The 25,421-nt window shown below is 64.6% G+C and carries 19 protein-coding genes; 10 read left to right on the top strand and 9 right to left on the bottom strand.

The features are described 5' to 3' along the window. Window positions 1–2: 2 nt before the first annotated feature. Window positions 3–494, bottom strand: a complete 492-nt coding sequence (locus ACTJKX_RS14585) for a tautomerase family protein (RefSeq protein WP_440725688.1) — start codon at window positions 492–494, stop codon at window positions 3–5. A gap of 118 nt (window positions 495–612) precedes the next feature. On the opposite strand from ACTJKX_RS14585, the gene ACTJKX_RS14580 reads away from it, so the two are divergent. Then, entirely contained in the window at window positions 613–1,221 is a 609-nt protein-coding gene (locus tag ACTJKX_RS14580) for a TetR/AcrR family transcriptional regulator (RefSeq protein ID WP_440725778.1), read from the top strand. A gap of 98 nt (window positions 1,222–1,319) precedes the next feature. On the opposite strand, the gene ACTJKX_RS14575 is transcribed toward ACTJKX_RS14580, so the two are convergent. Then, a complete protein-coding gene (locus tag ACTJKX_RS14575; RefSeq protein ID WP_440725687.1) occupies window positions 1,320–3,518 on the bottom strand; it encodes a patatin-like phospholipase family protein in 2,199 nt (732 codons plus the stop codon). A 576-nt stretch (window positions 3,519–4,094) separates the two neighbouring features. Continuing rightward, complete coding sequence (locus ACTJKX_RS14570; RefSeq protein WP_394311785.1) at window positions 4,095–4,571, bottom strand: Lrp/AsnC family transcriptional regulator; 477 nt, start codon at window positions 4,569–4,571, stop codon at window positions 4,095–4,097. 178 nt (window positions 4,572–4,749) lie between these two features. Between ACTJKX_RS14570 and putA the strand changes: the two genes are divergently transcribed. After that, window positions 4,750–8,448: a trifunctional transcriptional regulator/proline dehydrogenase/L-glutamate gamma-semialdehyde dehydrogenase gene (gene putA / locus ACTJKX_RS14565; protein WP_440725686.1), complete on the top strand. Its 3,699-nt coding sequence runs from the start codon at window positions 4,750–4,752 to the stop codon at window positions 8,446–8,448. A gap of 251 nt (window positions 8,449–8,699) precedes the next feature. Beyond that, a complete protein-coding gene (locus ACTJKX_RS14560; RefSeq protein ID WP_440725685.1) occupies window positions 8,700–9,506 on the top strand; it encodes a hypothetical protein in 807 nt (268 codons plus the stop codon). Window positions 9,507–9,671: 165 nt separating this feature from the next. On the opposite strand, the gene zwf is transcribed toward ACTJKX_RS14560, so the two are convergent. Continuing rightward, complete coding sequence (gene zwf, locus ACTJKX_RS14555) at window positions 9,672–11,048, bottom strand: glucose-6-phosphate dehydrogenase (RefSeq protein WP_440725684.1); 1,377 nt, start codon at window positions 11,046–11,048, stop codon at window positions 9,672–9,674. A 143-nt stretch (window positions 11,049–11,191) separates the two neighbouring features. Then, window positions 11,192–11,791, bottom strand: coding sequence for a GNAT family N-acetyltransferase (locus ACTJKX_RS14550; RefSeq protein WP_440725683.1), 600 nt, complete (start codon window positions 11,789–11,791; stop codon window positions 11,192–11,194). A gap of 221 nt (window positions 11,792–12,012) precedes the next feature. Here ACTJKX_RS14550 and ACTJKX_RS14545 point away from each other — a divergent pair, with 221 nt between their 5' ends. From ACTJKX_RS14545 to ACTJKX_RS14530, 4 genes are all read left to right on the top strand, one after another. Further along, on the top strand, window positions 12,013–13,359 hold the full coding sequence (locus ACTJKX_RS14545) for an extracellular solute-binding protein (RefSeq protein WP_440725682.1): 1,347 nt from the start codon (window positions 12,013–12,015) through the stop codon (window positions 13,357–13,359). Window positions 13,360–13,569: 210 nt separating this feature from the next. Continuing rightward, window positions 13,570–14,448 (top strand): carbohydrate ABC transporter permease, encoded by an 879-nt coding sequence (locus tag ACTJKX_RS14540; RefSeq protein WP_311943209.1) that lies wholly within the window; start codon window positions 13,570–13,572, stop codon window positions 14,446–14,448. After that, entirely contained in the window at window positions 14,448–15,281 is an 834-nt protein-coding gene (locus ACTJKX_RS14535) for a carbohydrate ABC transporter permease (protein ID WP_367627052.1), read from the top strand. Before ACTJKX_RS14540 ends, ACTJKX_RS14535 begins: the two co-directional genes overlap by 1 nt. 102 nt (window positions 15,282–15,383) lie before the next feature. Continuing rightward, the gene (locus ACTJKX_RS14530; protein WP_440725681.1) at window positions 15,384–16,535 is read left to right on the top strand and encodes a Gfo/Idh/MocA family protein; all 1,152 of its coding nucleotides are present in this window, start codon (window positions 15,384–15,386) and stop codon (window positions 16,533–16,535) included. Between the two features lie 4 nt (window positions 16,536–16,539). Here ACTJKX_RS14530 and ACTJKX_RS14525 read toward each other — a convergent pair whose 3' ends face one another. The 3 genes from ACTJKX_RS14525 to ACTJKX_RS14515 are packed head-to-tail and all read right to left on the bottom strand — an operon-like array spanning window position 16,540 to window position 18,737. Further along, complete coding sequence (locus ACTJKX_RS14525) at window positions 16,540–17,238, bottom strand: TPM domain-containing protein (protein ID WP_440725680.1); 699 nt, start codon at window positions 17,236–17,238, stop codon at window positions 16,540–16,542. A 1-nt stretch (window position 17,239) separates the two neighbouring features. Continuing rightward, window positions 17,240–18,121 carry a TPM domain-containing protein gene (locus tag ACTJKX_RS14520; protein ID WP_440725679.1) on the bottom strand — a complete coding sequence of 294 codons (882 nt, stop codon included), beginning with the start codon at window positions 18,119–18,121 and terminating at the stop codon, window positions 17,240–17,242. 13 nt (window positions 18,122–18,134) lie between these two features. Continuing rightward, window positions 18,135–18,737, bottom strand: coding sequence for a LemA family protein (locus ACTJKX_RS14515; RefSeq protein ID WP_068291742.1), 603 nt, complete (start codon window positions 18,735–18,737; stop codon window positions 18,135–18,137). Between the two features lie 186 nt (window positions 18,738–18,923). Here ACTJKX_RS14515 and ACTJKX_RS14510 point away from each other — a divergent pair, with 186 nt between their 5' ends. Further along, the gene (locus tag ACTJKX_RS14510; protein ID WP_440725678.1) at window positions 18,924–20,084 is read left to right on the top strand and encodes a S8 family peptidase; all 1,161 of its coding nucleotides are present in this window, start codon (window positions 18,924–18,926) and stop codon (window positions 20,082–20,084) included. A 100-nt stretch (window positions 20,085–20,184) separates the two neighbouring features. On the opposite strand, the gene ppdK is transcribed toward ACTJKX_RS14510, so the two are convergent. After that, on the bottom strand, window positions 20,185–22,851 hold the full coding sequence (gene ppdK / locus ACTJKX_RS14505) for a pyruvate, phosphate dikinase (protein WP_440725677.1): 2,667 nt from the start codon (window positions 22,849–22,851) through the stop codon (window positions 20,185–20,187). 371 nt (window positions 22,852–23,222) lie between these two features. Here ppdK and acuI point away from each other — a divergent pair, with 371 nt between their 5' ends. Both acuI and ACTJKX_RS14495 read left to right on the top strand, forming a co-directional pair. Further along, complete coding sequence (gene acuI / locus ACTJKX_RS14500) at window positions 23,223–24,209, top strand: acrylyl-CoA reductase (NADPH) (RefSeq protein WP_440725676.1); 987 nt, start codon at window positions 23,223–23,225, stop codon at window positions 24,207–24,209. A gap of 216 nt (window positions 24,210–24,425) precedes the next feature. Beyond that, the gene (locus ACTJKX_RS14495) at window positions 24,426–25,325 is read left to right on the top strand and encodes an EamA family transporter (RefSeq protein ID WP_440725675.1); all 900 of its coding nucleotides are present in this window, start codon (window positions 24,426–24,428) and stop codon (window positions 25,323–25,325) included. Window positions 25,326–25,421: the final 96 nt, after the last annotated feature.

Here is a 25,421-nt window from a genome sequence, read left to right as displayed (position 1 = left end):
GTTCATCCCTGCCGAGGTGCCGGACCTTCACGATCAATGGCTTGCCGGGTATCCGTGGAGGAGGCCTGAGGCCGCTCCCCGGCAGCCTGGATGGCATCGACGAGGTCGTCATTGCCGAGGCTACGGCCGGCGATGCCCCAGGCCCATTCGGGCGCGTAGACGATGTTGGTCCAGATGTGCTCGCGCTTCAGCCGGCCTTCGCCTGCCTGTTCCAGGATATCCGTCGCCTTTTCGATGAAGGCTCTTTTCGTCTCGGGAGACGCCAGGGCGATCTCTGGCAGCTTGAGTTCGATGAAGGCGGCGGGCGCCGGTCTTCCCGCTGCTAACACGTGGTCCCGCGCAAGCACGTTGACCGTGCCGACGATATTGGCTGTCATGAAGCTGTTGCCGGTGAGGCCGGAGACCTCGAGGAGCGCGTTCGTCAAGGCGGCAAAGGCCTCGGCCTGAGCCTGCGGGGACAGCAGGCCTTCTGGCAGGGTGAGCGTGATCGGCATCGAAATCTCCTTGTTCGAGGGATGGTTGGCATCTTATATATCGATTGCTCTCTATGGATATAGACCGATCACTCTCTTTGCAAGCAATAAAGAGTAATCGCTCTCAATGGGTGACATCATGCGCTATAACGCCGAGCATAAACGGGAAACCCGGGAGCGGGTAATCGCGGCGGCAGGACAGATCTTTCGCAAGGAAGGCTATGGCGGCGCCGGCATCGATGCGCTGACCAAGGCGGCTGGCGTGACCAACGGCGCGTTTTACGGCCATTTCAAATCGAAGAGCGAAGCCTTTCGCACGGCCGTGCTGACGGGGCTGGAAGAGCTACGGCAGGGGATAGCAGCCTTGAGAGCGGAGCAGCCGCGCGGATGGCTGAAGAGCTTCATCGGCTATTATCTCGGCTACAAGCGCACCTGCGGGCTGGGCGAAAGCTGTGCCCTGCCAAGCCTCTCCCCCGACGTCATGCGCGCCGATGACGAAACGCGGCGTGCCTATACGGCCGAGTTGAAGCGCATCGTCTCGGAGGTTGCCGGCGGTCTGTCCGGGGATGCGGGACAGGTGCGATCAGGCCTTTCGAAGGAGGACAGGGCCATCCTGCTGCTCGCCGTGCTCAGTGGCGGCGTGACGCTCGCCCGTGCCGTTTCCGATCCGGATCTGTCCGAGCATATTGCGGGTCTCATCACGCGAACGGTACTGGCGGTCGAAAGCCCGGACCAGACGTTTCCATGATCCGCCCCTGATCCTGTTCCGGAGCGGAGCCGGGCGACGTCAAGGTAGGGCGCCTGTCCTGAAGCATAGGCGAGCCACACGAGTTCGTCTCATCGCGGCTATAGCCCCATGACATATCTGAACAGGCGGGCCAGGTCCCTTTGGCTGGTCCGCAGACTTTCCTTCGGGGTGTTGGGCAAAGGCGATACGGAGTCGTCCAGGCAGACGACGTCGCTGCCCTGGAATACGCCATTGGCAATATGAAAGCCCAAGGCGCGATAGGCCTCGAACTGCTCCTCCGAGAAGAACTGATCGCCGGTGGTCTCATGGGGAAAGGCTCCGTAGCGGCGGCCGTAATCGCGGATATAGTCGTTCTCGTCGCCGGTCAGCGAAGATTTGAGATAGAGCAGGCAACCCTTGTAGCCATCGCCATAATCGATGGTGCCGAGTGCCGCGTGAGGCCCGCTCCTGCAATCGCCGGCGCCGGCATTGGCGCCCATATGGCTTAGCGTGGTGGCTGCAATGGCCTGCCAGGGCAGTGAAATGCGGATGCCCAGATCGATGCGCGCGTAACGCTGCAGCCTTACGAAAGAACCGAAGGTCATGCCGGCATCCGCTTCGGCGTCGGCCAGGATGATCACCCGGCAGCGCCGACGCAGCAGTTCATAGATACCCAGATTGTCGATGTGGCCGCCGTCGGTCAGATAGATCGAATCCATCTTCTCCGACAGCAAGCCGAAGACCTCCGCTCCGAGATAGAGCCAGCCCTGCCGGTTGAACCAGCCCTTGAGGCGCTGCCAGCCATGAAGAGAGGGGGGCGATGCGGTAAGCTTATACGGATTGGTAAGCCAATAACCGAGGCGGGCATTGAGAAGCGCAAGCGTGAAGGTCAGCGGGCGGATGGAGTTGGCGCCCATGTTGGAGGAAACTGCGGCCCCTGAAATGGCGATCGCGCGCGCGAGGTCCAGTGAGGTCTCGCTCCGCTCGAATTGCTGCATGCTGGCATATCCGGTGGCTGCACTACCGGTGTACAGGGGCGAGAAGATGAAGAAATCCGCATCACGGCCTCTCTTGTTGAGGTAGTGCGAACCCTGCAGGTTCACCGTGGCGTTGATCAGGTGATAGGGCGCGTAGACTGGGTCGAGGCTGCTCACCTTCCGGGTGTCGTCCGGCGGAAAATCGGGGCTCCGCGGATCGAACAGGAAGGCCTTGCCGATACGGTCGCGATAAAGTTGGTGAAGCGAATTGGCGTTTCCGCGCAGGCGAAAGACGCCGATGAGGCCGAGCAGGCCCAGTACGCCGTAAACGATGGCGGTGTCGTAGCGGCCCGCCGCTGCCAGCCAGCCGGCGAGCCAGGACAGCCATGCCGGCCGGTGCAGCGTCGGTTCATGCAACGACAGGCCGGCCATGCCCCAGTAGCAGAAGTCAAGGTAAAGCAACCACAGCAGCAAAGGCAGGACCAGAGCGGCCACCCACACCACGGCCTTGCCGGCGACACGGCCGATGATGGCGCTCAGGCTGCCGGCAACTTTGGCACGGTCGAGCAGCGGGACCAGCTTGTCGTAGAACAAGGTGACGGCGGCTGCGATCGGCACAAGGATCGACTGGGTCCAGGTCGTCAGGGCGCCGAAGCCTTGATGTTCGAACAGAATCTGCAGAGCTAGGCGCTGGATGTCGAGCGCGAAGACGGCGAGTGTTGCGCCCAGGAGCCAGACGGGCGCGACGCGTCGCTCGGGTGCGCCTCTTTGGCTGATTTGTGAACGGTTGATCGCCCATATCGCATAAGCCAGAAACAACACGCCAGCCGCGACGAGGCTGGGTAGGAGATGCGCAGGCTTCCCAAGCGGCAGCCGCCAGCCAAAGATGTGCAGACTGTCGAGTTCGAGTGCACTGGGATTGAAGAACACCGTAATGGCAGCAAGGAGGAACAGTACCGTCAGCACGATGAGTCCATTGGCGGCGATACCGCGCAGGACGACCGTGGCGGACCGGAAGACGTCGGGCAGGCCGTTGGGAATGAGGTAGTTGGAATAGTCGCGGATGCGTCCGACCACCTTGGTGTCGGCGATCTCCTGGGGCGCCGGTGTCACGGGAGAGGGCGCGCTGGCAAGGAGGCATTTTCCATTGCTGCGTGTCAGGGTCGAGGTCAGGGCGCCACCGGTGAAGCCGCCGCCCGATACCGTCGACAGGTAGTCTATCCGTTTCAGAAGGCGGTTGGAGGTGACGGCCTGCACGACGCCGAGCGCGAAGGCTGCGGACCGCACGCCGCCGCCGGACAGGGCCAGCCCGACGAGTTCGCGCTTTTCGTCTGGGGGCACCGTGGGCGCGTTTGGATCGCGCGGGGGAGGTGTGGGCGGCGCTGGCATGCCCAGCGGCGGGGGGCCTTGCCATGGCGGACCGGGGTCTGAGGGCCAATCCGACCCGGAAGGGGGCTGCGAAGGCTGTTTGCGCCGGCCGAGTATGGCTTGATATTCCTTGTCGAGAACGAGGCGAAGGGGGTCGTCTTCCGCAATACGCTCCAGGCCTCTTCGAGTGGCCGTGGGCAGCGGATCGTTCGCCAATTTGGCAATGGGAGGACGGGCTTCCACTTCGGCCTGGAGCCGTCGGAAGTGCTCGCTGCCAGGCTCGGCACCGCCTTGCGCTTCGGTCCCTCGGTCTTCCGGTTCGGCCACTGCTCCCTCCATCCGGGTTGGGGACAGGCAGTTCGTTCGAAGATGGTCGCGTACCGGAAAATCTTTGCCAGACTCGGGCGGAATTCAAGGCTCTGCAATCTCGGCGGAAGGACGATGTCACGGACGGTTCACGCGGCGGCTCCCCACGCGTGGTCGTCAGCCAGCTTGCGCTGCCGTCGTCGCGTTCGCGTAATGCTCTGAAAAAGCGCAGTCGCGCACGGTTCAGGGCACCAGGTCGGTGTCCTTGACCGATTCCATCACCACGAAGGTGGAGGTGTTGGCGACATGGGGCAGGCTGGAGATACGCTCGCCCAGTACCTGGCGGTAGCGGCGGATATTGGCGGTCCGCACTTTGAGGAGATAGTCGTAGGAGCTTGCGATCATGTGGCATTCCTCGACTTCCGGGATCTTGAACACGGCCGCGTTGAAGGCCTTCAGCGCGGCCTCGCGGGTGTCCGAAAGCTTCACCTCCGTATAGGCGATATGGTCGAGGCCCATCTTGCTGGAGTCGAGAATGGCGCGGAAGCCACGGATATAGCCCTCGTCGATCAAACGCTTCAGGCGCTGATGGCACGGCGTCTTGGAAAGCCCAATCTTTTCAGACAGTTCGGTGATGGAGATGCGGCCGTTTTCGACCAGCGCATCGATGATCTTGCGGTCGTAACCGTCCAGATTTCCTGTTTCTGTGTTTTTTGCCATCTAAAAATCCTACGAAAATCAAAAACAAAAGATCTAATACCTATGGATGCACATATCGTTGGTAAAAAAGCAACATCGCGCTGTGCTATCTGATCGTCGAAACGTCAAAGCGTTTTGCTTGAGGTATCATCGCCAATCCGGGCCAATGGCACCTGACGTTTTCAAGAGCGAGACCGCCATGACGACATCTGCCGCACTCAGCCAAAATCCTCAGCCAGCCGCCAAGCCCTTCGCCGATTTTGCGCCGCCGATCCGGCCGCAGACACCGCTGCGCCAGGCGATCACGGCGGCCTATCGGCGCTCCGAGGAGGAATGCGTGGCGGCGCTCCTGGAGCAGGCCAGCCTGCCGGCGGGTGTCAGGGAGGCGATCAGCGCCACCGGCCGCAAGCTGATCGAGGCGTTGCGTTCCAAGCGCCGGGGCGGTGGTGTCGAAGCGCTGGTGCATGAATATTCGCTCTCCAGCCAGGAAGGCGTGGCGCTGATGTGCCTCGCCGAGGCCCTGCTGCGCATCCCCGACATGGCCACGCGAGACGCCCTGATCCGTGACAAGATCGCCGATGGCGATTGGCGCTCCCATGTCGGCGGCGGGCGCTCGCTCTTCGTCAACGCCGCGACCTGGGGCCTGGTGGTTACGGGCAAACTCTCGAACACCGTCAATGACCGCGGCCTGTCGGCGGCGCTGACCCGGCTGATCGCCCGTTGCGGCGAGCCGGTGATCCGCCGCGGCGTCGACATGGCGATGCGCATGATGGGCGAGCAGTTCGTCACCGGCGAGACCATCGCGGAAGCGCTGAAACGCGCCCGGCCGCTGGAGGAGAGGGGCTTTCGCTATTCCTACGACATGCTGGGCGAGGCGGCGACCACCGCTGCCGATGCGACGCGCTACTACAAGGACTACGAGACCGCCATCCACGCCATCGGCCGCGCTTCGGCCGGCCGCGGCATCTATGACGGGCCCGGCATCTCCATCAAGCTCTCGGCGCTGCATCCGCGCTATGTGCGCGCCCAGGCCGAGCGGGTGATGGCGGAATTGCTGCCCAAGGTGAAGGCGCTGGCCGCGATCGCCAAGCAATACGACATCGGCCTCAACATCGACGCCGAAGAGGCCGACCGGCTGGAGCTCTCGCTCGATCTCCTAGAGAGCTTGTGCGAGGACCCCGACCTCAAGGGCTGGGACGGCATCGGCTTCGTGGTCCAGGCCTATGGCAAGCGTTGTCCGTTCGTGCTCGATTTCATCATCGACCTGGCGCGCCGCACCGGGCACCGCATCATGGTGCGCCTGGTCAAGGGCGCCTATTGGGATGCCGAGATCAAGCGGGCGCAGGTCGACGGCCTGCCCGACTTTCCGGTCTTCACCCGCAAGGTGCACACCGACGTTTCCTATATCGCCTGCGCGCGCAAGCTGCTGGAGGCCACCGACGCCGTCTTCCCGCAATTTGCCACGCACAATGCCCAGTCGCTCGCCACCATCTATCATCTGGCCGGTTCCGACTTCAAAACCGGCCAATACGAGTTCCAATGCCTGCACGGCATGGGCGAGCCGCTCTATGACGAGGTGGTCGGGGCGCATAAGCTGCGCCGGCCGGCCCGCATTTATGCGCCTGTCGGCACGCATGAGACGCTGCTTGCCTATCTCGTGCGCCGTCTCCTGGAGAACGGAGCGAATTCCTCTTTCGTCAATCGCATCGGCGACCCCAATGTTTCGGTCGACGAACTGATCGCCGATCCGGCCGAGGTGATCAGCGCGATGGCGGTGGTCGGGGCGCGCCACGACCAGATTTCCCTGCCCGCCCAGCTCTATGACGAGCGCGCCAATTCCGCCGGACTCGACCTTTCCAACGAGACGACGCTTGCCGAGATCGGCGCAATCCTCAAGGAGAGCGCCGGCCGGGCCTGGACGTCCGTGCCGCAGCTTGCTGGCGCTCGCAGCGCCGGAGAAAGCCGGCCCGTGCTCAATCCCGGCGACCATGAGGATGTCGTCGGTGAGGTGACCGAGGCCACCGAGGCCGATGTCGCCACGGCGATGGCGAACGCGCAAAAGGCGATGCAGGGCTGGTCCCGCTGGACACCGGGCGAGCGCGCGACCGCATTGGAGCGCGCCGCCGACATCATGCAGAGCGAGATGCCGGTGCTGCTCGGCCTGATCATGCGCGAGGCGGGCAAGTCGATGCCGAACGCCATCGCCGAGGTGCGCGAGGCCATCGACTTCCTGCGCTATTACGCCGACCAGGCCCGCCTTACGCTGGGCGTCGCCCATAAGCCGCTCGGGCAGGTCGTCTGTATCAGCCCGTGGAATTTCCCGCTGGCGATCTTCTCCGGCCAGGTTGCCGCCGCTTTGGTGGCGGGCAATGCCGTGCTCGCCAAGCCGGCGGAGGAAACGCCATTGATCGCCGCCCAGGCCGTGCGCATCCTGCACGAGGCCGGTGTCCCGGCCGATGCCCTGCAGCTCCTGCCGGGCGACGGCCGGGTCGGCGCGGCACTCGTCGCCGCGCCGGAGACCTCTGGCGTGATGTTCACCGGCTCGACCGAGGTGGCGCGCCTGATCCAGGCCCAGCTTGCCACGCGCCTTGGATCCAATGGCAAGCCGATCCCGCTGATCGCCGAAACCGGCGGCCAGAACGCCATGATCGTCGATTCATCGGCCCTGGCCGAGCAGGTGGTCGCGGATGTGATCGCCTCTGCCTTCGATAGCGCCGGGCAGCGCTGTTCGGCCCTGCGCGTGCTCTGCCTGCAGGAGGATGTCGCCGACCGCACCCTCACCATGCTCAAGGGCGCGCTGAAGGAGCTCAGCATCGGTTCAACCGACAGCCTGAAGGTCGATATCGGCCCCGTCATCACCGCCGAGGCCAAGGCCACCATCGAGGGCCATGTCGAGGCCATGCGCGGCCGCGGCCGCAAGGTGGAGCAGGTGGCGCTGGGCGAAGCGACGCAGGCCGGTACCTTCGTGGCGCCCACCATCATCGAGATCAACGAGCTGGCCGATCTCTCGCGCGAGGTCTTCGGGCCGGTACTGCATGTGGTGCGCTACAAGCGCGACGATCTGGAACGCCTGATCGATGCGATCAACGCCACCGGCTACGGCCTGACCTTCGGCCTGCACACCCGCCTCGACGAGACCATCGCCCATGTCACCAGCCTGGTGAAAACAGGCAATGTCTACATCAACCGCAACACCATCGGCGCGGTCGTCGGCGTGCAGCCCTTCGGCGGGCGCGGCCTGTCGGGCACCGGTCCCAAGGCGGGCGGCCCCCTCTATCTCGGACGTCTGGTCGACACCCCGCCAATCCCCCCGCGGCACAGCTCGGTCCATACCGATCCGGTGCTGACCGACTTCGCCAAATGGCTGGGACAGCGCGGCATGAACAATCTGGCCCAGGATGCGCGCGAAATCGGCGGCGACTCCGCCCTCGGCCTGGAGATCGAGCTGACCGGCCCCGTCGGCGAGCGCAACCTCTATGCCCTGCATCCCCGGGGCCAGATCCTGCTGGTGCCGCAAACCGAGATCGGCCTGCACCGGCAGCTCACCGCGGCGCTCGCCACCGGCAACAGCGTGGTCATCGACGCCACCTCCGGCCTGCAGCCCGTGCTCAAGACCCTGCCGGCCAGCGTGGCGGCGCGGGTGAGCTGGAGCAAGGACTGGAAGAAATCGGGACCGTTCGCCGGTGCCCTGGTCGAGGGCAGCGCGGAGCAGATCCAGGAAGCGAGCAAGGCCATCGCCGCCTTGCCGGGGCCGCTCGTCCTGGTGCAAGCGGCCTCCTCGCAGGAACTTGCGGCGAAGGCGGACGCCTATTGCCTCAACTGGCTCCTGGAGGAAGTTTCCACCTCGATCAACACCACGGCCGCCGGCGGCAATGCCAGCCTGATGACGATTGGGTAGGGGACAGGCAGATGCTCGCCTTACCGTGCCCGAATGAACATCGCCTTGTTCCCCCGGAAACCTCTATCCCCAGCCGAGCTTGAAACTTCGCTCCATGGCGATTGTCTTGTCGCCGCGCGCCGATATCTTGGCGCCTGCGCCGATCCCATGAATCGGCAGCAGTGGAGACGACAATGACGGATGGACGGCGGGCTGTGGCGAATACCGGGAAAGGCCGGACTTTCCTCGCGGCATCTTTGGCGAGCGCGTTGATGCTGGGCGCCCCGGCGGCCATGGCTGCGGCGATGGGCATGGGGGACGAGCCGCCCTCCACCAGCAGCGAGGTCAAGGGCGTGGCATTCCGCCTTCTGACCACCCTGCCGCGTGCCCCCCGGGCGGTGGAAGGAGCAGACGAGTGCAGCCAGCTGGTTGTCAAGCCTGCCTCTGAAGCCGGCCGCGTCGTGGCGGAGCGCGGCTGGGCCGTGACGGGCGAGGCCAAGCTGGGGGCCTCCCTGCGCGCCGTCAGCTTCGCCGGCGGCTTCGAGCCGGGCACCAGCGGCACCTGTCTCGTCAATGACGGCAATGTCGGTGTTTTCGACGGCGGCAAGCTGGTTGCCCTGCTCTATGCCGAAAAAGGCTCCAAGCAGTCGCTGGGCCGCGTCCAGGCTCTCGAAGGGGGCGGGGTGCGTGTCATCGACGGCGATTATCTCGCCACACCGATCGGCGATATCCGCTCGATCGACGACTACAAGTTCGAGTTCAACCCGGTGGCGGCCAGTGACGGCGTCTGCGGTGGCCGTGCCAAGGTGCCCAACATCAACAACATGCCGATCGACAAGGCGCGTGCTGCGCTGAAGGCGAATGGCTGGGAGCCGGTGCCTTCGAGCGAGCAGGATCGCACCGACAGCCGCGTCGCCGAACTCGTCAAGCTCGGCGTGATCGAGGCGGAAGCCTGCTCGGGCACCGGCCTCGGCTATTGCAATTTCAATTATCGCGGCGAGGCGGGCACCCTGTCGGTCACCACGGCGGGCGACAACGACTACCCCTCGGTGTCGGACTATGACGTGAAGTGCAATTGAGGCTTCGGCCGGCGCAAGCGGGCTTGAACTCACGCGACCATTGTCATTGTCGGGCTTGACCCGGCAATCCAGCTCTTTTCTCGCCATTGCGTAGGGCATTGCAGTGGGTGCCCGGGTCAAGCCCGGGCATGACAAAGCTCAGCGCCGCCCTTCATGGACGGGTCCTCACACCGTCGGGTCGACCCAGCCGAAGGGCGGTTCGAAGCCGGCCATGGTCGACGGGCCCCAGGTACCGGGCTGGTAGGGGGTAACGGGCACGACATTGCCGATGACGGGATCGAAGATGCGCCAGGCGATTTCGGCGGCGTCCTGCCGGGTGAACAGGGCGTTGTCGCCTTCCATGGCGTCGCCGATCAGCCGCTCATAGGGAGCGAGGTCGCCGGTGCCGTCATCGACGGCGACGAGTTCGACCGGCTCACCCACCAGGTTCTCGCCGGGCGCCTTGATACGCGAGCCGAGTCCGATGGTGATCTGCGGATTGATGCGGAAGCGAAGCTCGTTGGAGGGCCCCTGCAACCGTTCGGCGAACACGTCGTGCGGCGGCTTCCTGAAGCGGACCACCACCTCGGTGCAGCGCACCGGCAGGTTCTTGCCGGCGCGGATATAGAAGGGCACGTCGGCCCAGCGCCAGCTGTCGACGAACATCCTCACCGCCGCGAAGGTCTCCACGGTGGAATTCGGTGCCACGCCGGGCTCGTCGTGATAGCCGACGAACTGGCCGCGCACCACGTCCTGCGGCGTCAGCGTGCGGATCGCCTTGAAGATCTTGACCTTCTCCTCGATCAGATCGTCCTCGAGCCGGCCGGCCGGCGGCTCCATGGCGAGCAGGATCAGCACGTTGACGAGATGGTTCTGGATCACGTCTCTGATGGTACCGACCTCGTCATAGAACTTGCCGCGGCCCTGCACGCCGAAGTTCTCGGCCATGGTGATCTGGATGCTCTCGATGAAATTGCGGTTCCAGACCGGCTCGAGGAAGGCGTTCGCGAAGCGGAAATAGAGCAGGTTCTGGATGGCTTCCTTGCCGACATAGTGGTCGATGCGGAAGATGGCGCTCTCGTCGAAGAAGCGATGCAGGACGGCGTTGAGTTCCTTGGCGGAAGCCTCGTCATGCCCGAAGGGCTTTTCCACCATCAGCCTGGCATTGGCGGCACAGCCCGATTGCTGCAGGCCCTCAGCCACCGTTTCGAACAGGCTCGGCGGGATCGCCAGATAGTGCAGGGGGCGGCTGGCCTGGCCCAGGGCCGCCTTCAGCTTGGCGAAAGTCTCGGGGCTGCGATAATCGCCGCTGACATAGCCGAGAAGATCGGAAAATCTGGCGAATACGCTCTCGTCGAAGGCATCGCCATAGGCCTTCACCGCGCTCTCGCGGGCCCGGGCGCGCAGCTTCTCCACGTCCCAGGGATCGAAGGCGACGCCGATCACCGGGACGGAGAGGGCGTTGCGCCGGACCATGGCGTAGAGGGCAGGAAAGATCTGCTTGAAGGCGAGATCACCCGTGGCGCCGAAGAGAACGAAAGCGTCGGAATGCGGTGCCGGCATGATGTCTTCCCGAATTGAACTGCCACCCAGCGGAACTACCAGTTGGTAAAACGGAAGAGGCCTGATGGGAAGTCGGAAAGACGTTACGTCAGCGCAGCAGGCGACGGACACCGGCAGGATGGACCTTTTGCCCGCCAGCGCCCCTATAGCCGCATGCCCATATAGATGCTTGCCGGTCGTGCGATCTCCCGAAAACCCAGTTTCTCGTAGAAGCCGATCACCTTGGCGTTGCCGGCGCTGACGCCGAGATGCAGGCCCGGCACGCCTTTGGCTCTGAGAGCCGCGAGTTCGGTCTCGACCAGGCGGCGGCCCCAGCCGCTGCTTTGGAACGGCGGCAGCAGATTGATGTGGAGATGGGCCGGATAATCGGCGATCATGGCAGGATCCTTCCGCTCGGGGCGGCGGATCAGCGACAGGGCTCGTTCGTCACTGGCCTTGCTGGGCGTCAGGTGGGCAACCTCGAGGCGCACCTGCGGCCACCATTCGCTGTCCAGTCGGTCGGCGAAGGCGGTGGTGTCTGGCGCGGCCACGACATAGCCCACGGCTCCGCTGCCGGCGTCGAGGACGAAGGCAAAATCGGGTGCCAGGGCCTGGTAGGGTACGGCCCAGATGAAGCCCGGCAGGCGCGGCTCGGAATAGAGATGGCCGGCATCGGAGCCGTTGTCGGCCGTACGCAGGCAGATTTCAAAAAGGGCGGGGCGGTCGGCCTCGGTGGCGGGGCGGATGACGGCGGTGTCGGCCAAGGAGGAACTCCGTGCGGAACCGGCGGGGAGGGGAGGTATGGGAAAAGGCTCCTGGCCGGCCATTCAGCCACTATCGTCTTACCAATACGTAATTGCAACTTGCCAACGGCCTGCTTCCCCGTGATGGTAGCGCCAACCAAGAATGGGGCGCGGCCGTTCGCACGTCCAATTCGGACAGGCGACCAGCGTCCAGCATAGCGCAACGCAGAGGGGGACCACCGATGTTGCGGACTGGGACATCTTCTTTGAGAACCAATGCTCTATTGCGCCGGCTTGTGCCGCCGCTGGCAGTTGCTGCCCTGTGGTGGGGAGGTACCATTCAGGGCGCCGGTGCGCAGACTCTGACGGTCTGGGACGACAATGCGCTGCCTTCCCAGGCCAAGGTCATCACCGATATCAACGCCAAGTTCGAGGCGGCGCATCCGGGTGTGAAGATCGCGCGCACGGCCCGGACCTTCGATGATCTCGCCATGACCCTGAAACTGACGCTCTCCACGGGCGAGGGGCCCGCGGTGACCAAGGCCAATCAAGGCGCCCAGGAAATGGGGGCGATGGTCAAGCAGAAGCTCTTGCTGCCTATCGACGACTACATCAAGAAATATGGCTGGGACAAGAAACAGTCGGACAGCGTGCTGGCGCGCGACCGCTGGTCCGAGAAGGGTGAGTTCGGCACTGGCCCGACCTATGGCATTTCGGCCCTCGGCGAGTTGGTGGGCCTCTATTACAACGCCAAGGTGCTGAAGGAGGCCGGTATCGACAAGCCACCGGCCACGCTGGACGAACTGGCCAAGGACGTCGAGACCTTGAAGGCCAAGGGGGCCGTGCCCTTCACCATCGGCCTGACCAAGGGCCACATGTCGCTCCATATGTACGCTGCCTTGTCGCAGGCCATGATCGGCGCTGCCGATCGCAAGGGGCTCGATGACCTCGTCTATGGCCGGGGCGGCAGCTGGAATACGCCGAGCTATATCGCCGCTGCCAAGCAGATCCAGGATTGGGCCAATGGCGGCGCCTTCAACGATGGCTATCAGGGCATTGCCGATGACGATGCCGTGCAGCTCTTCGTGGGCGGGCAGGGCGCCTTCCAGGTCACCGGGACCTGGCGTTTGGGCGACATGCAGGCCAATCCCGACATCCATTTCATGGCGCTGCCGCCCGCGGCCGGCGTGAAGGACCCGCTGGTGGTCGGCGGGGTGGAGCTTGCCTGGGCCATCACGGCGCTCGCCAAGGACAAGGCGACGCAGGATCTTGCCGGCGACTATATCAACTATCTCCTGTCCGACGATGCCGCGGCGGCCTGGGCGGCGGCGGGCTACCTGCCTGTCGCGGCGCTGGAGAAACCCGACAAGGTGCAGATCCCGGCCCTGCTCGGCGAGACCATCAAGGTGTGGAACACGGTCAACGCCGCCAATGCCCTCGGCCATTATCCGGATTGGGCCAGCCCTACCATGCTGAAGACGCTCTCCGATGGCCTGACTCGGGTGATTGCCAAGGAGGATACACCCGAAGTGTTCGTCGCTGCGGTCGACAAGGACTATCAGGGCTATATTGCGAGCCTGAAGAAATAAGGCGGCCACCGGGATCATTCCCCAGAGAGGCGCTGTCAGCCTTCTCCCCTTGCGGGAGAAGGTGGACCGGCGAAGCCGGGCCGGATGAGGGGTGTTGGCGCATACCCCGGTGAGGTCGCGTATCCCCCTCATCCGCCCCCTTCGGGGCACCTTCCCCCGCAAGGGGAGAAGGCTCCGCGCGTCTCACTGGATCGGACCCGAGACAGCCCCATGCTCGACGCCTCCAAATACCGCAATCTTCTCTATGTGTTGCCGTCGCTCCTGATCTATGGCGCTTTCGTTCTGGTGCCGATCCTCAGCTCCATCGTCCTTGGTTTTACGGCCTGGGACGGTATCAGCGCGCCACGTTTCGTCGGCTTGGAAAACTATATTGCGCTGTTTTCCGACCCGGTGTTCACCATCGCGCTCAAGAACAATCTCCTGCTGCTGGTCTTCTACGTGGCCTTGCCTTTGCTGCTGGGCCTGGTGATGGCGGCCATCGTCACTTCGATCCGAAGCAGTGAGCAACTCGTTCTCCGCACGCTCTATTTCATGCCTTATGTGATGCCCACGGCCGTACTCGGCATCATCTGGCGCTGGCTCTACAATCCCGCCTTCGGGCCGCTCAACCAGGTCTTGAAGGCGATCGGCCTCAAATCGCTTGCTCTGCCCTGGCTCGGCAGCTTCACCTTTGCCCTGCCGGCCGTCGGCTTCGTCGCCACCTGGTATTATGCAGGGTTCTGCATGGCCATCTTCATGGCGGGCCTCGCGCGTATCGAGCCCTCGCTCTACGATGCCGCCAAGGTCGACGGCGCCACGCCGATCCAGTCCTTCCGCCACATCAGCGTGCCTTCGCTGCTGCCGGAAATGCGCATCGTGCTGCTCCTGACCGTGATCGCCTCGATCAAGAGCTTCGATCTCGTCTTCACCATGACGCGTGGCGGCCCCGCCAATGCAACCCTGGTGCCCAACCTCTACATGTATCAGCTCGGTTTCGATCTCGGGCGCTACGGCTATGCCTCGGCGGTGGCGGTGATCGGGGCGATCCTGATCTTTGTGGTGAATGCCGTCATCCATCGCTTCATGCCAGAGCGGGGAGGGGATCGCTGATGGCCGCCTCACCACGCCGCGCCGCCTCCATGCTGCCGCTACGGGCCTTGCTCTGGCTGTTTGCCCTGCTGACGGTCTCGCCCTTTGCGCTGCTGCTGCTGACTTCGCTCAAAAGCCAGAAGGACCTTCTGGCCGGCGCTTTCGTCCTGCCCCAGCAGCCGCATTTCGAGAATTTCGTGCGGGCCTGGGTAGACGGGCATTTCGGCACCTATTTCCTCAATTCCGTGCTGGTGGTGGTGCCCGTGGTCGCCATTGCCGTCATGCTCGGCATTCTCTCGGGCTTTGCCTTCGCCTTCCTCACATTGCCGCTCAAGCGCACGCTCTTCGTGATGCTGACGATCGGCATGATGGTGCCGACCGAGGCCTTCATCATTCCCTTGTTCTACGAGTTCCACTGGCTCGGCCTGCTCAACACCTATTGGGCGCTGATCCTGCCGCAGATCGGCATGTCGATCCCTTTCGCGACCCTGTTCATGGCAAGTACCATGCGGCAATTGCCGACCGAGCTCGTCGACGCCGCGGTGATCGATGGCGCGACGCGATTGCAGGTGCTGCGCCATGTCATCCTGCCCTTGATGAAGCCGGCGATGTCGACGCTCGCACTTTTCCTGTTCATCTGGACCTGGAACGAATTCCTGATCCCGTTGATCCTGGTCAACAACGATGCCGTGCGCACGCTGCCGATCGGCATGCTGTTCTTCCAGGGCAAATATATCGTCGACATCCCGACCCTGACGGCGGGCGCGGTGATCATCGTGGCGCCGATCATCGTGGTCTATCTGATCTTCCAGCGAAATTTCATCCAGGGCCTCACGGCCGGAGCGGTCAAGTGAGGTGCCTCCAGGCTGTGGGGGAACGTCCGTTGCCACCAAGGATGTGTTCAATCGCTCGCGGAAGCCCTGTAGGAATTGTCTGAACAGTCATGGAGCGAAACGATGAAGGTCGGCATTATCGGGCTCGGCTATCGCATGGGCTATCTCGCCCGCATCTTCAGCCTGATGGTGCCGGGCTTCACCGTGGTCGGCTATGTCGACCCGGCGCCGGCGGGCCTCGGCTACATGAAGGAGCATGGCATCGAGGCGGGACGCGTCCATGACAGCCCCGAGGCCTTGCTCACCGCCGAAAAACTCGACCTCCTGATGGTCGGCTCGCCCAATGCGATGCATCTCGGCCATATCCAGGCGGGACTCGAGCATGGCGTGAAAGTCTTTGCCGAAAAGCCGGTGGTGACCTCGCAGGAGGACACCTTCAAGCTGCTTGAACTCTTGCGCATCCATGGCACCAACAGCGTGATGGTCGGCCTGGTGCTGCGCTATGCCTCGCTCTATCGCGATCTCACCCGCATGCGGGACGAGGGTGTGCTGGGCGACATCGTCTCGATCGAGGCGTCCGAGCATCTGGCACCCTATCACGGCGCCTTCTTCATGCGCGACTGGCGGCGCTACCAGCATTATTCCGGCGGCTTCATGCTGGAAAAATGCTGCCACGACATCGATCTCTACCAGGGCCTGGTCGGCTCGCGCCCGGTGCGGGTGGCAAGCTTCGGCGGCCGCCGCACCTTCCTGCCAGGCAATGCCCCCACGGCCGTCGGCATCAACGACATGGAGGTCTATCACCGCAAGCCGAGCGGCTGGCTGAGCACGGACAAAGTGTTCGATTCCGATGCCGACATCATCGATTTCCAGGTGGCGATCGTTGAGTTCGAGAACGGCGTTGCCCTCAATTTCCACACCAATATCAACGTGCCCGACCAGTTCCGGCGTTTCTGCGTGATCGGCTCCAAGGGCATGGCGGAAGGCGATTTCGTGCGCAACTACTTCCGGGTGCACGATGCGCGCACCTCGCAGAAACTGATCGACAAGAGCTATGAGGTGACCGAGCTTTCCGCTCATTACGGCGCCGACGAGCAGATGGCCGCCGATATCGGCAAGCATCTGATCGACGGCGCGCCGCTGCCGGTCTCGGTGGTGGACGCGCTCGCGGCGGGCCTGACCGCTATCAAGATGGACGAGGCTCGCGCCAGCCGCGCCGTGCTCGACCTTACCGACAGCTGGCGCCGCTTCGATGAGGCGTTGACGGGCGCGTAGCGCCCTATAGCTCCACCACGCGGTTCGGCAACTGGTTCCGCGGCTGGCTCTCGGGCGGAAAATGCTGCGCCAACAGGTTTCCGCATTGGGCGATGGCGGTGACCAGGCCCTCGGCGAGACGCCCGGTCGCAGCAGCCTCGGTCAGGCCGGCGATGGTGTCGTCCCAGACCTGCTGCTCGACCTTGGCGTCGATACCATCATCGGCGATGAGCACGGCCTGCCGCTCGGCCATGGCGATGAACAGCAGAAGGCCGGTGCGATCGGCTGTCTGCTGCAGGCCCTGGGCCAGGAACTGGCTGCGGGCTGCGAGCATCACCTTGTGCCGGCGCATGGGCGGCGGTGCGAACCAGAGCCGCACGCGCTGCGGCCAACTCAGGGCCATCACCACCGCAAAAACGGCGATCTGGATCAGGCTGAGGGTGAGCAATCCCCTTCTGAGGGAGGACGCCATGTCGGCCTGGCTGAAATTGCCGCTGCTCCAGTCCGCGCCGAACAGTGAGGCGTGCAGCAGCCCGGGCGCCAGCAGGCCGATCAGCACGGGAGTGAGCAGGACGGCCACCGCGCCCAGGGTTACCGGGATCCAGCGATAGCTCGCCACGGCATGGCTGACGACGCAATAGATCTCGCCGGACGTGCCCGCTTCCGCCGCGGTGATGGCCGCTGCGATGTGCCGATGATCGTCCTGCGTCAGCACCCGGGTCATCTCACCAGCTCCCACTCGAACCGCCGCCGCCAAAGGAGCCGCCTCCGCCGGAAAAGCCGCCGCCGGACGATCCTCCCCCACCGCCCCAGCTCGAGCCACCACCCCAGCCCGACGAGGTCGGGATGAAGACGGGACCGGAGCCGCGCCGCCTGGCGCCCGGTCCTCGCGGGCCGCCGCGCGAGGAATCGATCCAGCCCGAGGCGATCACGAAGATGAAGAACAGGATGAAGAGAATCACGAAGACGGTCTGCGGGTCGAAACCCTCGTCGCTGCGGGCGCCATCCCTGGCGCGCTGCTTCCATTCGCTCTCGTTGTTGAGCAGCACGTCCTCGATGGCGGCGACACCGGCCTTGATGCCGGCTGGCATGTCCCCAGCCTTGAATTTGGGCAGGATCGCCTGCTGGATCACCACGCTGGAGAGTGCGTCGGTCAGGGTGCCTTCCAGCCCGTAGCCGACTTCGATGCGTACCTTGCGTTCGTTGGGGGCGACGATCAGCAGCACGCCATTGCTGAGCTTGCCTTGGCCGATGCCCCAATGACGGCCGAGCTGATAACCGTAATCGGCGATCTCCAGGCCTTCCAGGCTCTTAAGGGTGACGACGACGAGCTGGTCGCTCGATTTGTCCTCCAGAGCCTTCAGGGACTGGTCGAGGCTGGTGCGTTCGCCGGCGGGAATGATGCCTGCCTGGTCGACCACGCGATCCGTCAGTGCGGGAAAGTCGATCGCGAAGGCGGAGGAGAGGAAGAAAAGCAGCAAGGCGAGCGCAGCAAGCAGCGATGTGCCGATCTTCTCGGCTCCACCGAGAGATGGAGCGAGACCGGCTTGTCCTGCAACGCATGTCGGTCTGACGACCGGCACAACGAAGAACGCGCGATCGCTCATGCCGATTCCGGCCTCAGTTGAAGTTGACCTTCGGGGCCGCCTGGTTCTCCGGCGCCGCGCTGAAGGTCTCCATCGGCTTGGTGGAGCTGTAGAAGATCGCCTTGTAGATGCTCTGCGGGAAAGTGCGCAGGTCTGTGTTGAAGACCCGGACCGCCTCGATATAGTCCTTGCGCGCCACGGCGATGCGGTTCTCGGTGCCTTCGAGCTGCGACTGCAGCGACAGGAAGTTCTGGTTCGACTTCAAGTCCGGATAGGCTTCCCGCAAGGCGATCAGGCGGCCGAGAGCGCCGGACAGGCCCTGCTGGGCTTCCTGGAACTGCTTGAATTTCTCGGGATCGGTGATGGTGCTGGCGTCGATCTTCACGCTGGTTGCCTTGGCGCGGGCTTCGACCACCTCGGTCAGGACCTTTTCTTCCTGCTTGGCATAGCCCTTCACGGTTTCCACCAGGTTGGGCACCAGGTCGGCGCGGCGCTGATACTGGTTCTGCACCTCGCTCCAGGCAGCCTTGGCCTTCTCCTCGTCGGTCGGAATGGTGTTGATGCCGCCGCTGACCACCAGGCCGACGACCACCACGATAACGGCAAGGATCGCAAGAATTCGTGCCAATCCCGACATGTAAGGCCCCCTTTGTCGCGCCGGCGATGAGCCGGCCATCATGTCCTTATATCCACGCGGCCGGCGGGGGCAAAGCATCCCGAAGAACAGCCCACAGCCCCGTATGTCGTTGTCACGGCGCGATAACGCCCGCCATTGCATGACAACAGGCGGAACGTTCGGCACGACGGCAGGCAGGGGGAGGTCATGAGATCCTATGTCATTCTGCGTCGACCCAAGGCGGCTCCGCCCGGTCGGATGGGGCTGGAGAGGCTCAAGCCCAAGCCGCCGGAAATCACGGTTGAGAACCTGCCGGACCATGCCCTGCGCGAGCTGGAGGCCGATCCCGACACCTCCTATGCCGAGAACATGCCGACGGCGCTGATAGAACCCCTCGACAGCCCTGCGCCGGCGGCGGCCGAGGCTGGCGCAAGCTGGGGGATTGCGGCCGTCGGCGCCGATACCAGCCCGTTTAGCGGCGCCGGGGTCACGGTTGCCGTGCTCGATACCGGCATCGATGCGGCCCACCCGGCCTTTGCCGGCGTGGCGCTGGTGGAGAAGGATTTCACCGGCATCGGCAATGGCGACGTCAAGGGCCATGGCACCCATTGCGCCGGCACCATTTTCGGCCGCGACGTCGGCGGCCGGCGTATCGGCATCGCGCGCGGTGTCGGCAAGGCCCTGATCGGCAAGGTGCTCCGCGATGACGGCAAGGGTGATTCCGGCATGATCTTCGAAGCCCTGCAATGGGCGTTGACGGAGAAGGCCGACATCGTCTCGATGTCGCTCGGCTTCGATTTCCCGGGGCTGGTGAAGCGCCTGATTTCGGAGGGCTGGGACATCGAGCCGGCCACCTCGATGGCATTGGTGGGCTATCGCAGCAATCTGCGCATGCTCGACACTATCATGGCGATGCTCAAGGCCCATGGCGCCCTCGGCACCTCGCCGTTGGTGGTGGCGGCGGCGGGCAATGAGAGCAAGCGGGCCGCGGCGATACCTTATCGCATCGCCGCATCCCTGCCGGCTGCGGCCGATGGCGTGATTGCGGTGGCTGCGATCGGGCGGGACGCCGACACCTACAAGGTGGCGGCCTTTTCCAACATGCTGGCCGCGGTGGCGGCGCCCGGGGTCGACATCACCTCGGCCTGGCCAGGTGGCGGCCTTCACACCATCAGCGGCACCAGCATGGCCTGCCCGCATGTCTCGGGCGTGGCTGCCTTGTGGTGGCAGGCGCTCGAGCAGAAGGGCGTCAGCGGCAGCGCCGCCAGCGTCGGCGCCCGCATTCTCGCCAGCGCCCGCAGGACCGTGTTCGCCGCTGATGTCCCCGAGGTCGATATCGGCCAGGGCATGGTTACGGCACCGGAATGAGATGTTCGGAAGTCGATTGTGATAGTCGGACTTGACCCGGCTATCACAAAGGTCGTGCGAACTCGAAGACGCCTAAGTGAACCGCATTCGAGGTCAAGGCCTACTTTTTAGCCTCGAGTGCGGCCTGTGCGGCGGCCAGCCTGGCGATCGGCACGCGGAAGGGCGAGCAGGAGACGTAGTCGAGCCCGCTGCGCTCGCAAAAAGCGATCGAGGCCGGGTCGCCGCCATGCTCGCCGCAAATGCCGAGCTTGAGATTGGCCCGCTGCTTGCGGCCACGCTCGACGCCGATCTCCACCAGCGCGCCGACGCCTTCCTGGTCGATCGAGACGAAGGGGTCGGTAGCGAAGATGCCCTTCTGCACATAGGTACCGAGGAAGGAGGCCGCGTCGTCGCGCGAGATGCCGATGGTGGTCTGGGTGAGGTCGTTGGTGCCGAAGGAGAAGAATTCGGCGCTTTCGGCGATCTCGCCGGCGCGAATGGCGGCGCGCGGCAGCTCGATCATCGTGCCGACCTGATAGACCAGCTTGACGCCCTTCTCCTTTTCCACCGCCTGCGCCATGGCATCGATGCGGGCCTTGACGAGGTCGAGTTCGGCCCGGGTCGCCACCAGCGGCACCATGATCTCGGGCGTCACCGGCTGGCCGGTGGAAGCGGCAGCCTCCACCGCCGCCTCGAAGATGGCGCGCGCCTGCATCTCGGCGATCTCCGGGAAGGCGATCGCCAGGCGGCAGCCGCGGAAGCCGAGCATCGGGTTGAACTCGTGCAATTCCTGGGCGCGGGCCCTGAGCTTGGCGGCCGAGGCTCCCATCGCGGTCGCGACTTCGGCGATTTCCTCCTCCGAATGGGGCAGGAACTCGTGCAGCGGCGGGTCGAGCAGGCGGATGGTGACCGGCAGGCCCGACATGATCTCGAAGAGCTGGCGGAAATCCTCGCGCTGCATCGGCAGGAGCTTGGCAAGAGCCGCGCGCCGGCCCTTCTCGTCGTCGGACAGGATCATCTCGCGCATGGCGACGATGCGGCCCTCGTCGAAGAACATGTGTTCGGTGCGGCACAGGCCGATGCCTTCGGCCCCGAAACTGCGGGCCTGGCGGGCATCGGCCGGGGTCTCGGCATTGGTGCGCACCTTCATGCGCCGGACACCGTCGGCCCAGGTCATCAGCTCGGCGAACTCGCCGGAGAGCTCAGGCTGCACCATGGCGATCTTGCCGGCCAGCACCTGTCCGGTCGAGCCGTCGATGGTGATGACGTCGCCCTTCTTGTAGGTCTTGCCGCCGGCCAGCAGCGTGCCGGCGGCGGTGTCGACGCGGATGCTGCCCGCGCCGGAGACGCAGGGCTTGCCCCAGCCGCGCGCCACCACGGCGGCGTGCGAGGTCATGCCGCCGAGGCGGGTGAGGATGCCCGAGGCGGCCAGCATGCCCTTGATGTCCTCCGGGCTGGTTTCCTGGCGCACCAGGATGACGGTCTTGCCGGCTGCCTTGCCGGCTTCGGCCTCCTCGGAGGTGAAGACGATCTCGCCCGAAGCGGCGCCGGGGGAGGCCGGCAGGCCACGGGCGATCTCGATGCGCTCGGCCTTGGGGTCGATGGTGGGGTGGAGAAGCTGGTCGAGGGCGCCGGGATCGATGCGGCCGACCGCTTCTTCCTCGCTGATCAGGCCTTCCTTGGCCATCTCGACCGCGATGCGCAGCGAGGCCTTGGCGGTGCGCTTGCCCGAACGCGTCTGCAGCATCCACAGCTTGTTGTCCTCGACCGTGAACTCGATGTCCTGCATGTCGCGGTAATGCTTCTCGAGCACCTTGGTGATGCCGACGAATTCGGCGAAGGCTGATGGCATCGCCTCTTCCATCGAGGGCTTGTTCGAGGCGCCGGCCAGGGCCGCCGCCTTGGAGATCGGCTGCGGCGTGCGGATGCCGGCCACCACGTCCTCGCCCTGGGCGTTGATCAGGAACTCGCCATAGAGCGCGTGCTCGCCGGTGGAGGGGTTGCGGGTGAAGGCGACGCCGGTGGCGGAGGTATCGCCGCGATTGCCGAACACCATGGCCTGCACATTGACGGCCGTGCCCCATTCGGCGGGGATGGCGTGCAGCGAGCGATAGGTGATGGCGCGGGCGTTCATCCAGGAGGCGAACACGGCGCCGATCGCGCCCCAGAGCTGCTCCTGCGGATCCTCCGGGAAGGGCTTGCCGAGCTCTTCGAGCACCAGGGCCTTGTACTGGCCGACCAGCGTCTTCCAGTCGGCCGCCTGGAGGTCGGTGTCGAGCACATAGCCCTTGCGTTCCTTGTAGGTGTCGAGGATCTCCTCGAAATGGCCGTGGTCGACGCCGAGAACCACATCGGAGAACATGGTGATGAAGCGCCGGTAGGAGTCCCAGGCGAAGCGCTCATTGTTGGAGGCGGCTGCTACCGCAGCGACTGTGGTGTCGTTGAGGCCGAGATTGAGCACGGTGTCCATCATGCCCGGCATCGAGGCGCGCGCACCCGAGCGCACCGAGACCAGCAGCGGGTTCCTGGCATCGCCGAAAGCCTTGCCGGTGATGCGGCCGATCTCGGCCAGGGCCGCTTCGACTTGGGCCCGCAGCTCCGGTGGGTAGCTGCGGTCATTGGCGTAGTAATAGGTGCAGACTTCGGTGGTGACGGTGAAGCCGGGCGGCACCGGCAAGCCCAGATTCGACATCTCCGCCAGGTTGGCGCCCTTGCCGCCCAGCAGGTTCTTCATGCCCTGTTCGCCTTCGGCCTTGCCGTCGCCGAACCCATACACCCACTTCGTCATTGCACTTCCTCAGTGATTTCGGATTGGCCGATTGTGCCGGCACGTATTTGGCGCAGAGCCTTTCCACAGCTGGCCGATAAATTCAATTCTTCAAACGTCTAAATCGATAGGTTGGGCGGATAACAAAATGTGTCAGAGTGTAATAATTGCGCCTGATCCCGCTTTTGTCTGAAGAACTGGCATGTTTGGGGCGCAATATGTCGGATTAATCCGGTCGAACGCTCGATGATGGCTTTGCCTGTCGCTTGTTTGCCGGACGAGCGCGGCGGTTCGCCGGACATGCGGCCATTTTTCCGCTTGCCATAACCGGCCCGGGCCTTGAAAACGCCAGGATACGATCTGGACACCAGACAGCAATTGCAGGAGCGTGCATGTCGACTTTCAAGGCTCTCGTCGTCACCAAGCCGGATACCGGCTATGCCTGCAACTTCGCCGAATTCGACGAGCGCGATCTGATGGACGGCGATGTCACGGTCCGCGTCACCCACTCGACCGTCAACTACAAGGACGGTCTTGCCGTCACCGGCAAGGGGCCGGTGGTGCGGCGTTTTCCGATGATCCCGGGGGTCGACTTCGCCGGCGAGGTGATCGCCTCCTCCTCGAAGGACTGGGATCCCGGCGACCATGTCATCCTCAATGGCTGGGGCGTGGGCGAGACCCATCTCGGCGGCTATGCCGAGCGAGCCCGCGTCAAGGGCGAATGGCTGGTTAGGGTGCCCTATGGCATGACCCATGCGCAGGCGATGGCGATCGGCACGGCCGGTTATACCGCCATGCTCAGCCTGATGGCGCTCGAGGCCCATGCCATCACCCCCTCGCGCGGACCGGTGCTGGTGACTGGGGCGGCCGGCGGTGTCGGCTCGACCGCGGTCGCCTTGCTCGCCCGGGCGGGCTACACGGTGATCGCCTCCACGGGACGCCCGGAGGAGGCCGATTATCTCAAGAATCTCGGCGCCTCCGAGGTGATCGACCGCGCAGAGCTGACCGGGCCGGTGCGCCCTCTCGGCAAGGAACGCTTTGCCGGTGCCGTCGACACGGTCGGCTCGCTCACCCTGGCCAATGTGATCTCGCAGATCAAATATGGCGGCGCCGTCGCCGCCTGCGGCCTGGCCGGCGGGGCCGACCTGCCCTCCAGCGTGATGCCCTTCATCCTCCGGGGGGTCTCGCTGCTCGGCATCGATTCGGTGCAATGCCCCCAGGTGGTCCGCCAGGAAGCCTGGCGGCGTCTGGCCAACGAACTCGACCGCGACAAGCTCGACGCCATGACGAGCTCGATCCCCTTCGACGAAGTCCGCGAGACCGCTGCCAACATCCTGGAAGGCAAGGTCAGGGGGCGCGTCGTGGTGGAGATCGGCTGAGGCGCGGCAAGGACCGCTTGCGCGACCTTTGTCATTGCCGGGCTTGACCCGGCAATCCAACCGCGACTGCCGAGCCCCTGGATGCCCGGGGCAAGCCCGGGCATGACAAAGGTTGCGTTTTGCCCCCAAGCACTCTCCGCAATGGGCAAGCCAATCAGACGCGTCATTTACGAGGCACCAGCCTCGACGCTCATTCTCCCTCATGCCAAGGCCGCCATGCGCAAGGATCTCTTTGTGGGCATCGTGCTCGTCCTCATCGGGGCCTCCTGCTATGGCCTGCAGTCGACCTGCGTGAAGCTCGCCTATGGCCAGGGCTATTCGCCGGGCGAGGTTATCGGCACGCAATTCGTCATCGGCGCCGTCGTCCTCGGGCTGATCAAGCTGGCCAGCCGGATGCGGCCGGCCAGGCCCGGCAGCCTGCCGGTGCGCTGGCCCGACCGGCTCAAATTGATCGCCGGCGGTGCCAGCATCGGCTTCACCGGCTCCTTCTATTATCTGTCGGTGGCCTATACCTCGGTCTCGGCGGCGATCGTGCTGCTGATGCAGAGCGTGTGGATGGGCGTGGCGCTCGATGCGGTGCTGAGCCGGTCCTGGCCGTCGTCGACCAAGCTGGTCTCGTCCCTGCTGGTGCTGCTCGGCACCGTATTGGCGACCAATCTCCTCGGCGATGCCGCCCATTTGAGCGTGCTCGGCGTCGGTTTCGGCCTGCTCGCTGCCGTGAGTTACACCGCGGTGATCTGGTGTTCCAACCACGTGGCGGTGCATGTCGACGTGATCAGCCGAAGCTTCCTGATGGTGTTCGGCGGTGCGGTGGTCGCAGTGCTGATCGCCCTGCCGCAATTGTCTGTGCGGTTCGATCCCAGCATCATCTGGGGCTGGGGCCTCGTCATCGCCCTGTTCGGCACGGTGCTGCCGCCGTTCCTGTTCAACAAGGGCATTCCGGCCACCGGGGTGGGCCTGGCGGCGATGCTGTCCTCGGTGGAACTGCCGGTGGCGGTCGTCATGGCCGGGCTGATACTGCACGAGGCCTTCCTGCCCTCGCAATGGGCGGGCGTCGGCATCATCCTCGGCGCCATCGGACTAGCCAATGTCGGCGCAGGGCGGGCGGCGGCGTAGGACGAAACCGGTGTGCGGGTCTTCGGACCGGCAATCCTGGCAACGCGGCGTTCCGTCCTGAGGCAGGCGCCAGTCTGAAGAGGCGCACGGCAATTC

The sequence above is a fragment of the Labrys sp. 22185 genome, from assembly GCF_052045555.1.
GTDB classification, from domain to species: Bacteria; Pseudomonadota; Alphaproteobacteria; order Rhizobiales; family Labraceae; genus Labrys; species Labrys neptuniae.
The sequence above is the reverse complement of the archived record's forward strand: the minus strand, read 5'-3'. Positions and strand labels throughout refer to the sequence as shown.

Excerpts from the sequence above, each read along its gene's own strand:
- ACTJKX_RS14585 (WP_440725688.1), bottom strand. The coding sequence starts at position 494 with ATGCCGATCACGCTCACCCTGCCAGAAGGCCTGCTGTCCCCGCAGGCT.
- acuI (WP_440725676.1), top strand. The coding sequence starts at position 23,223 with ATGTCGACTTTCAAGGCTCTCGTCGTCACCAAGCCGGATACCGGCTAT.
- ACTJKX_RS14525 (WP_440725680.1), bottom strand. The coding sequence starts at position 17,238 with ATGACCCGGGTGCTGACGCAGGACGATCATCGGCACATCGCAGCGGCC.
- ACTJKX_RS14530 (WP_440725681.1), top strand. The coding sequence starts at position 15,384 with ATGAAGGTCGGCATTATCGGGCTCGGCTATCGCATGGGCTATCTCGCC.
- zwf (WP_440725684.1), bottom strand. The coding sequence starts at position 11,048 with ATGCCGGCACCGCATTCCGACGCTTTCGTTCTCTTCGGCGCCACGGGT.
- ACTJKX_RS14515 (WP_068291742.1), bottom strand. The coding sequence starts at position 18,737 with ATGTCGGGATTGGCACGAATTCTTGCGATCCTTGCCGTTATCGTGGTG.
- ACTJKX_RS14510 (WP_440725678.1), top strand. The coding sequence starts at position 18,924 with ATGAGATCCTATGTCATTCTGCGTCGACCCAAGGCGGCTCCGCCCGGT.
- ACTJKX_RS14570 (WP_394311785.1), bottom strand. The coding sequence starts at position 4,571 with ATGGCAAAAAACACAGAAACAGGAAATCTGGACGGTTACGACCGCAAG.
- ACTJKX_RS14580 (WP_440725778.1), top strand. The coding sequence starts at position 613 with ATGCGCTATAACGCCGAGCATAAACGGGAAACCCGGGAGCGGGTAATC.
- ACTJKX_RS14545 (WP_440725682.1), top strand. The coding sequence starts at position 12,013 with ATGTTGCGGACTGGGACATCTTCTTTGAGAACCAATGCTCTATTGCGC.
- ACTJKX_RS14560 (WP_440725685.1), top strand. The coding sequence starts at position 8,700 with ATGCTGGGCGCCCCGGCGGCCATGGCTGCGGCGATGGGCATGGGGGAC.
- putA (WP_440725686.1), top strand. The coding sequence starts at position 4,750 with ATGACGACATCTGCCGCACTCAGCCAAAATCCTCAGCCAGCCGCCAAG.
- ACTJKX_RS14520 (WP_440725679.1), bottom strand. The coding sequence starts at position 18,121 with ATGAGCGATCGCGCGTTCTTCGTTGTGCCGGTCGTCAGACCGACATGC.
- ACTJKX_RS14535 (WP_367627052.1), top strand. The coding sequence starts at position 14,448 with ATGGCCGCCTCACCACGCCGCGCCGCCTCCATGCTGCCGCTACGGGCC.
- ppdK (WP_440725677.1), bottom strand. The coding sequence starts at position 22,851 with ATGACGAAGTGGGTGTATGGGTTCGGCGACGGCAAGGCCGAAGGCGAA.
- ACTJKX_RS14540 (WP_311943209.1), top strand. The coding sequence starts at position 13,570 with ATGCTCGACGCCTCCAAATACCGCAATCTTCTCTATGTGTTGCCGTCG.
- ACTJKX_RS14495 (WP_440725675.1), top strand. The coding sequence starts at position 24,426 with ATGCGCAAGGATCTCTTTGTGGGCATCGTGCTCGTCCTCATCGGGGCC.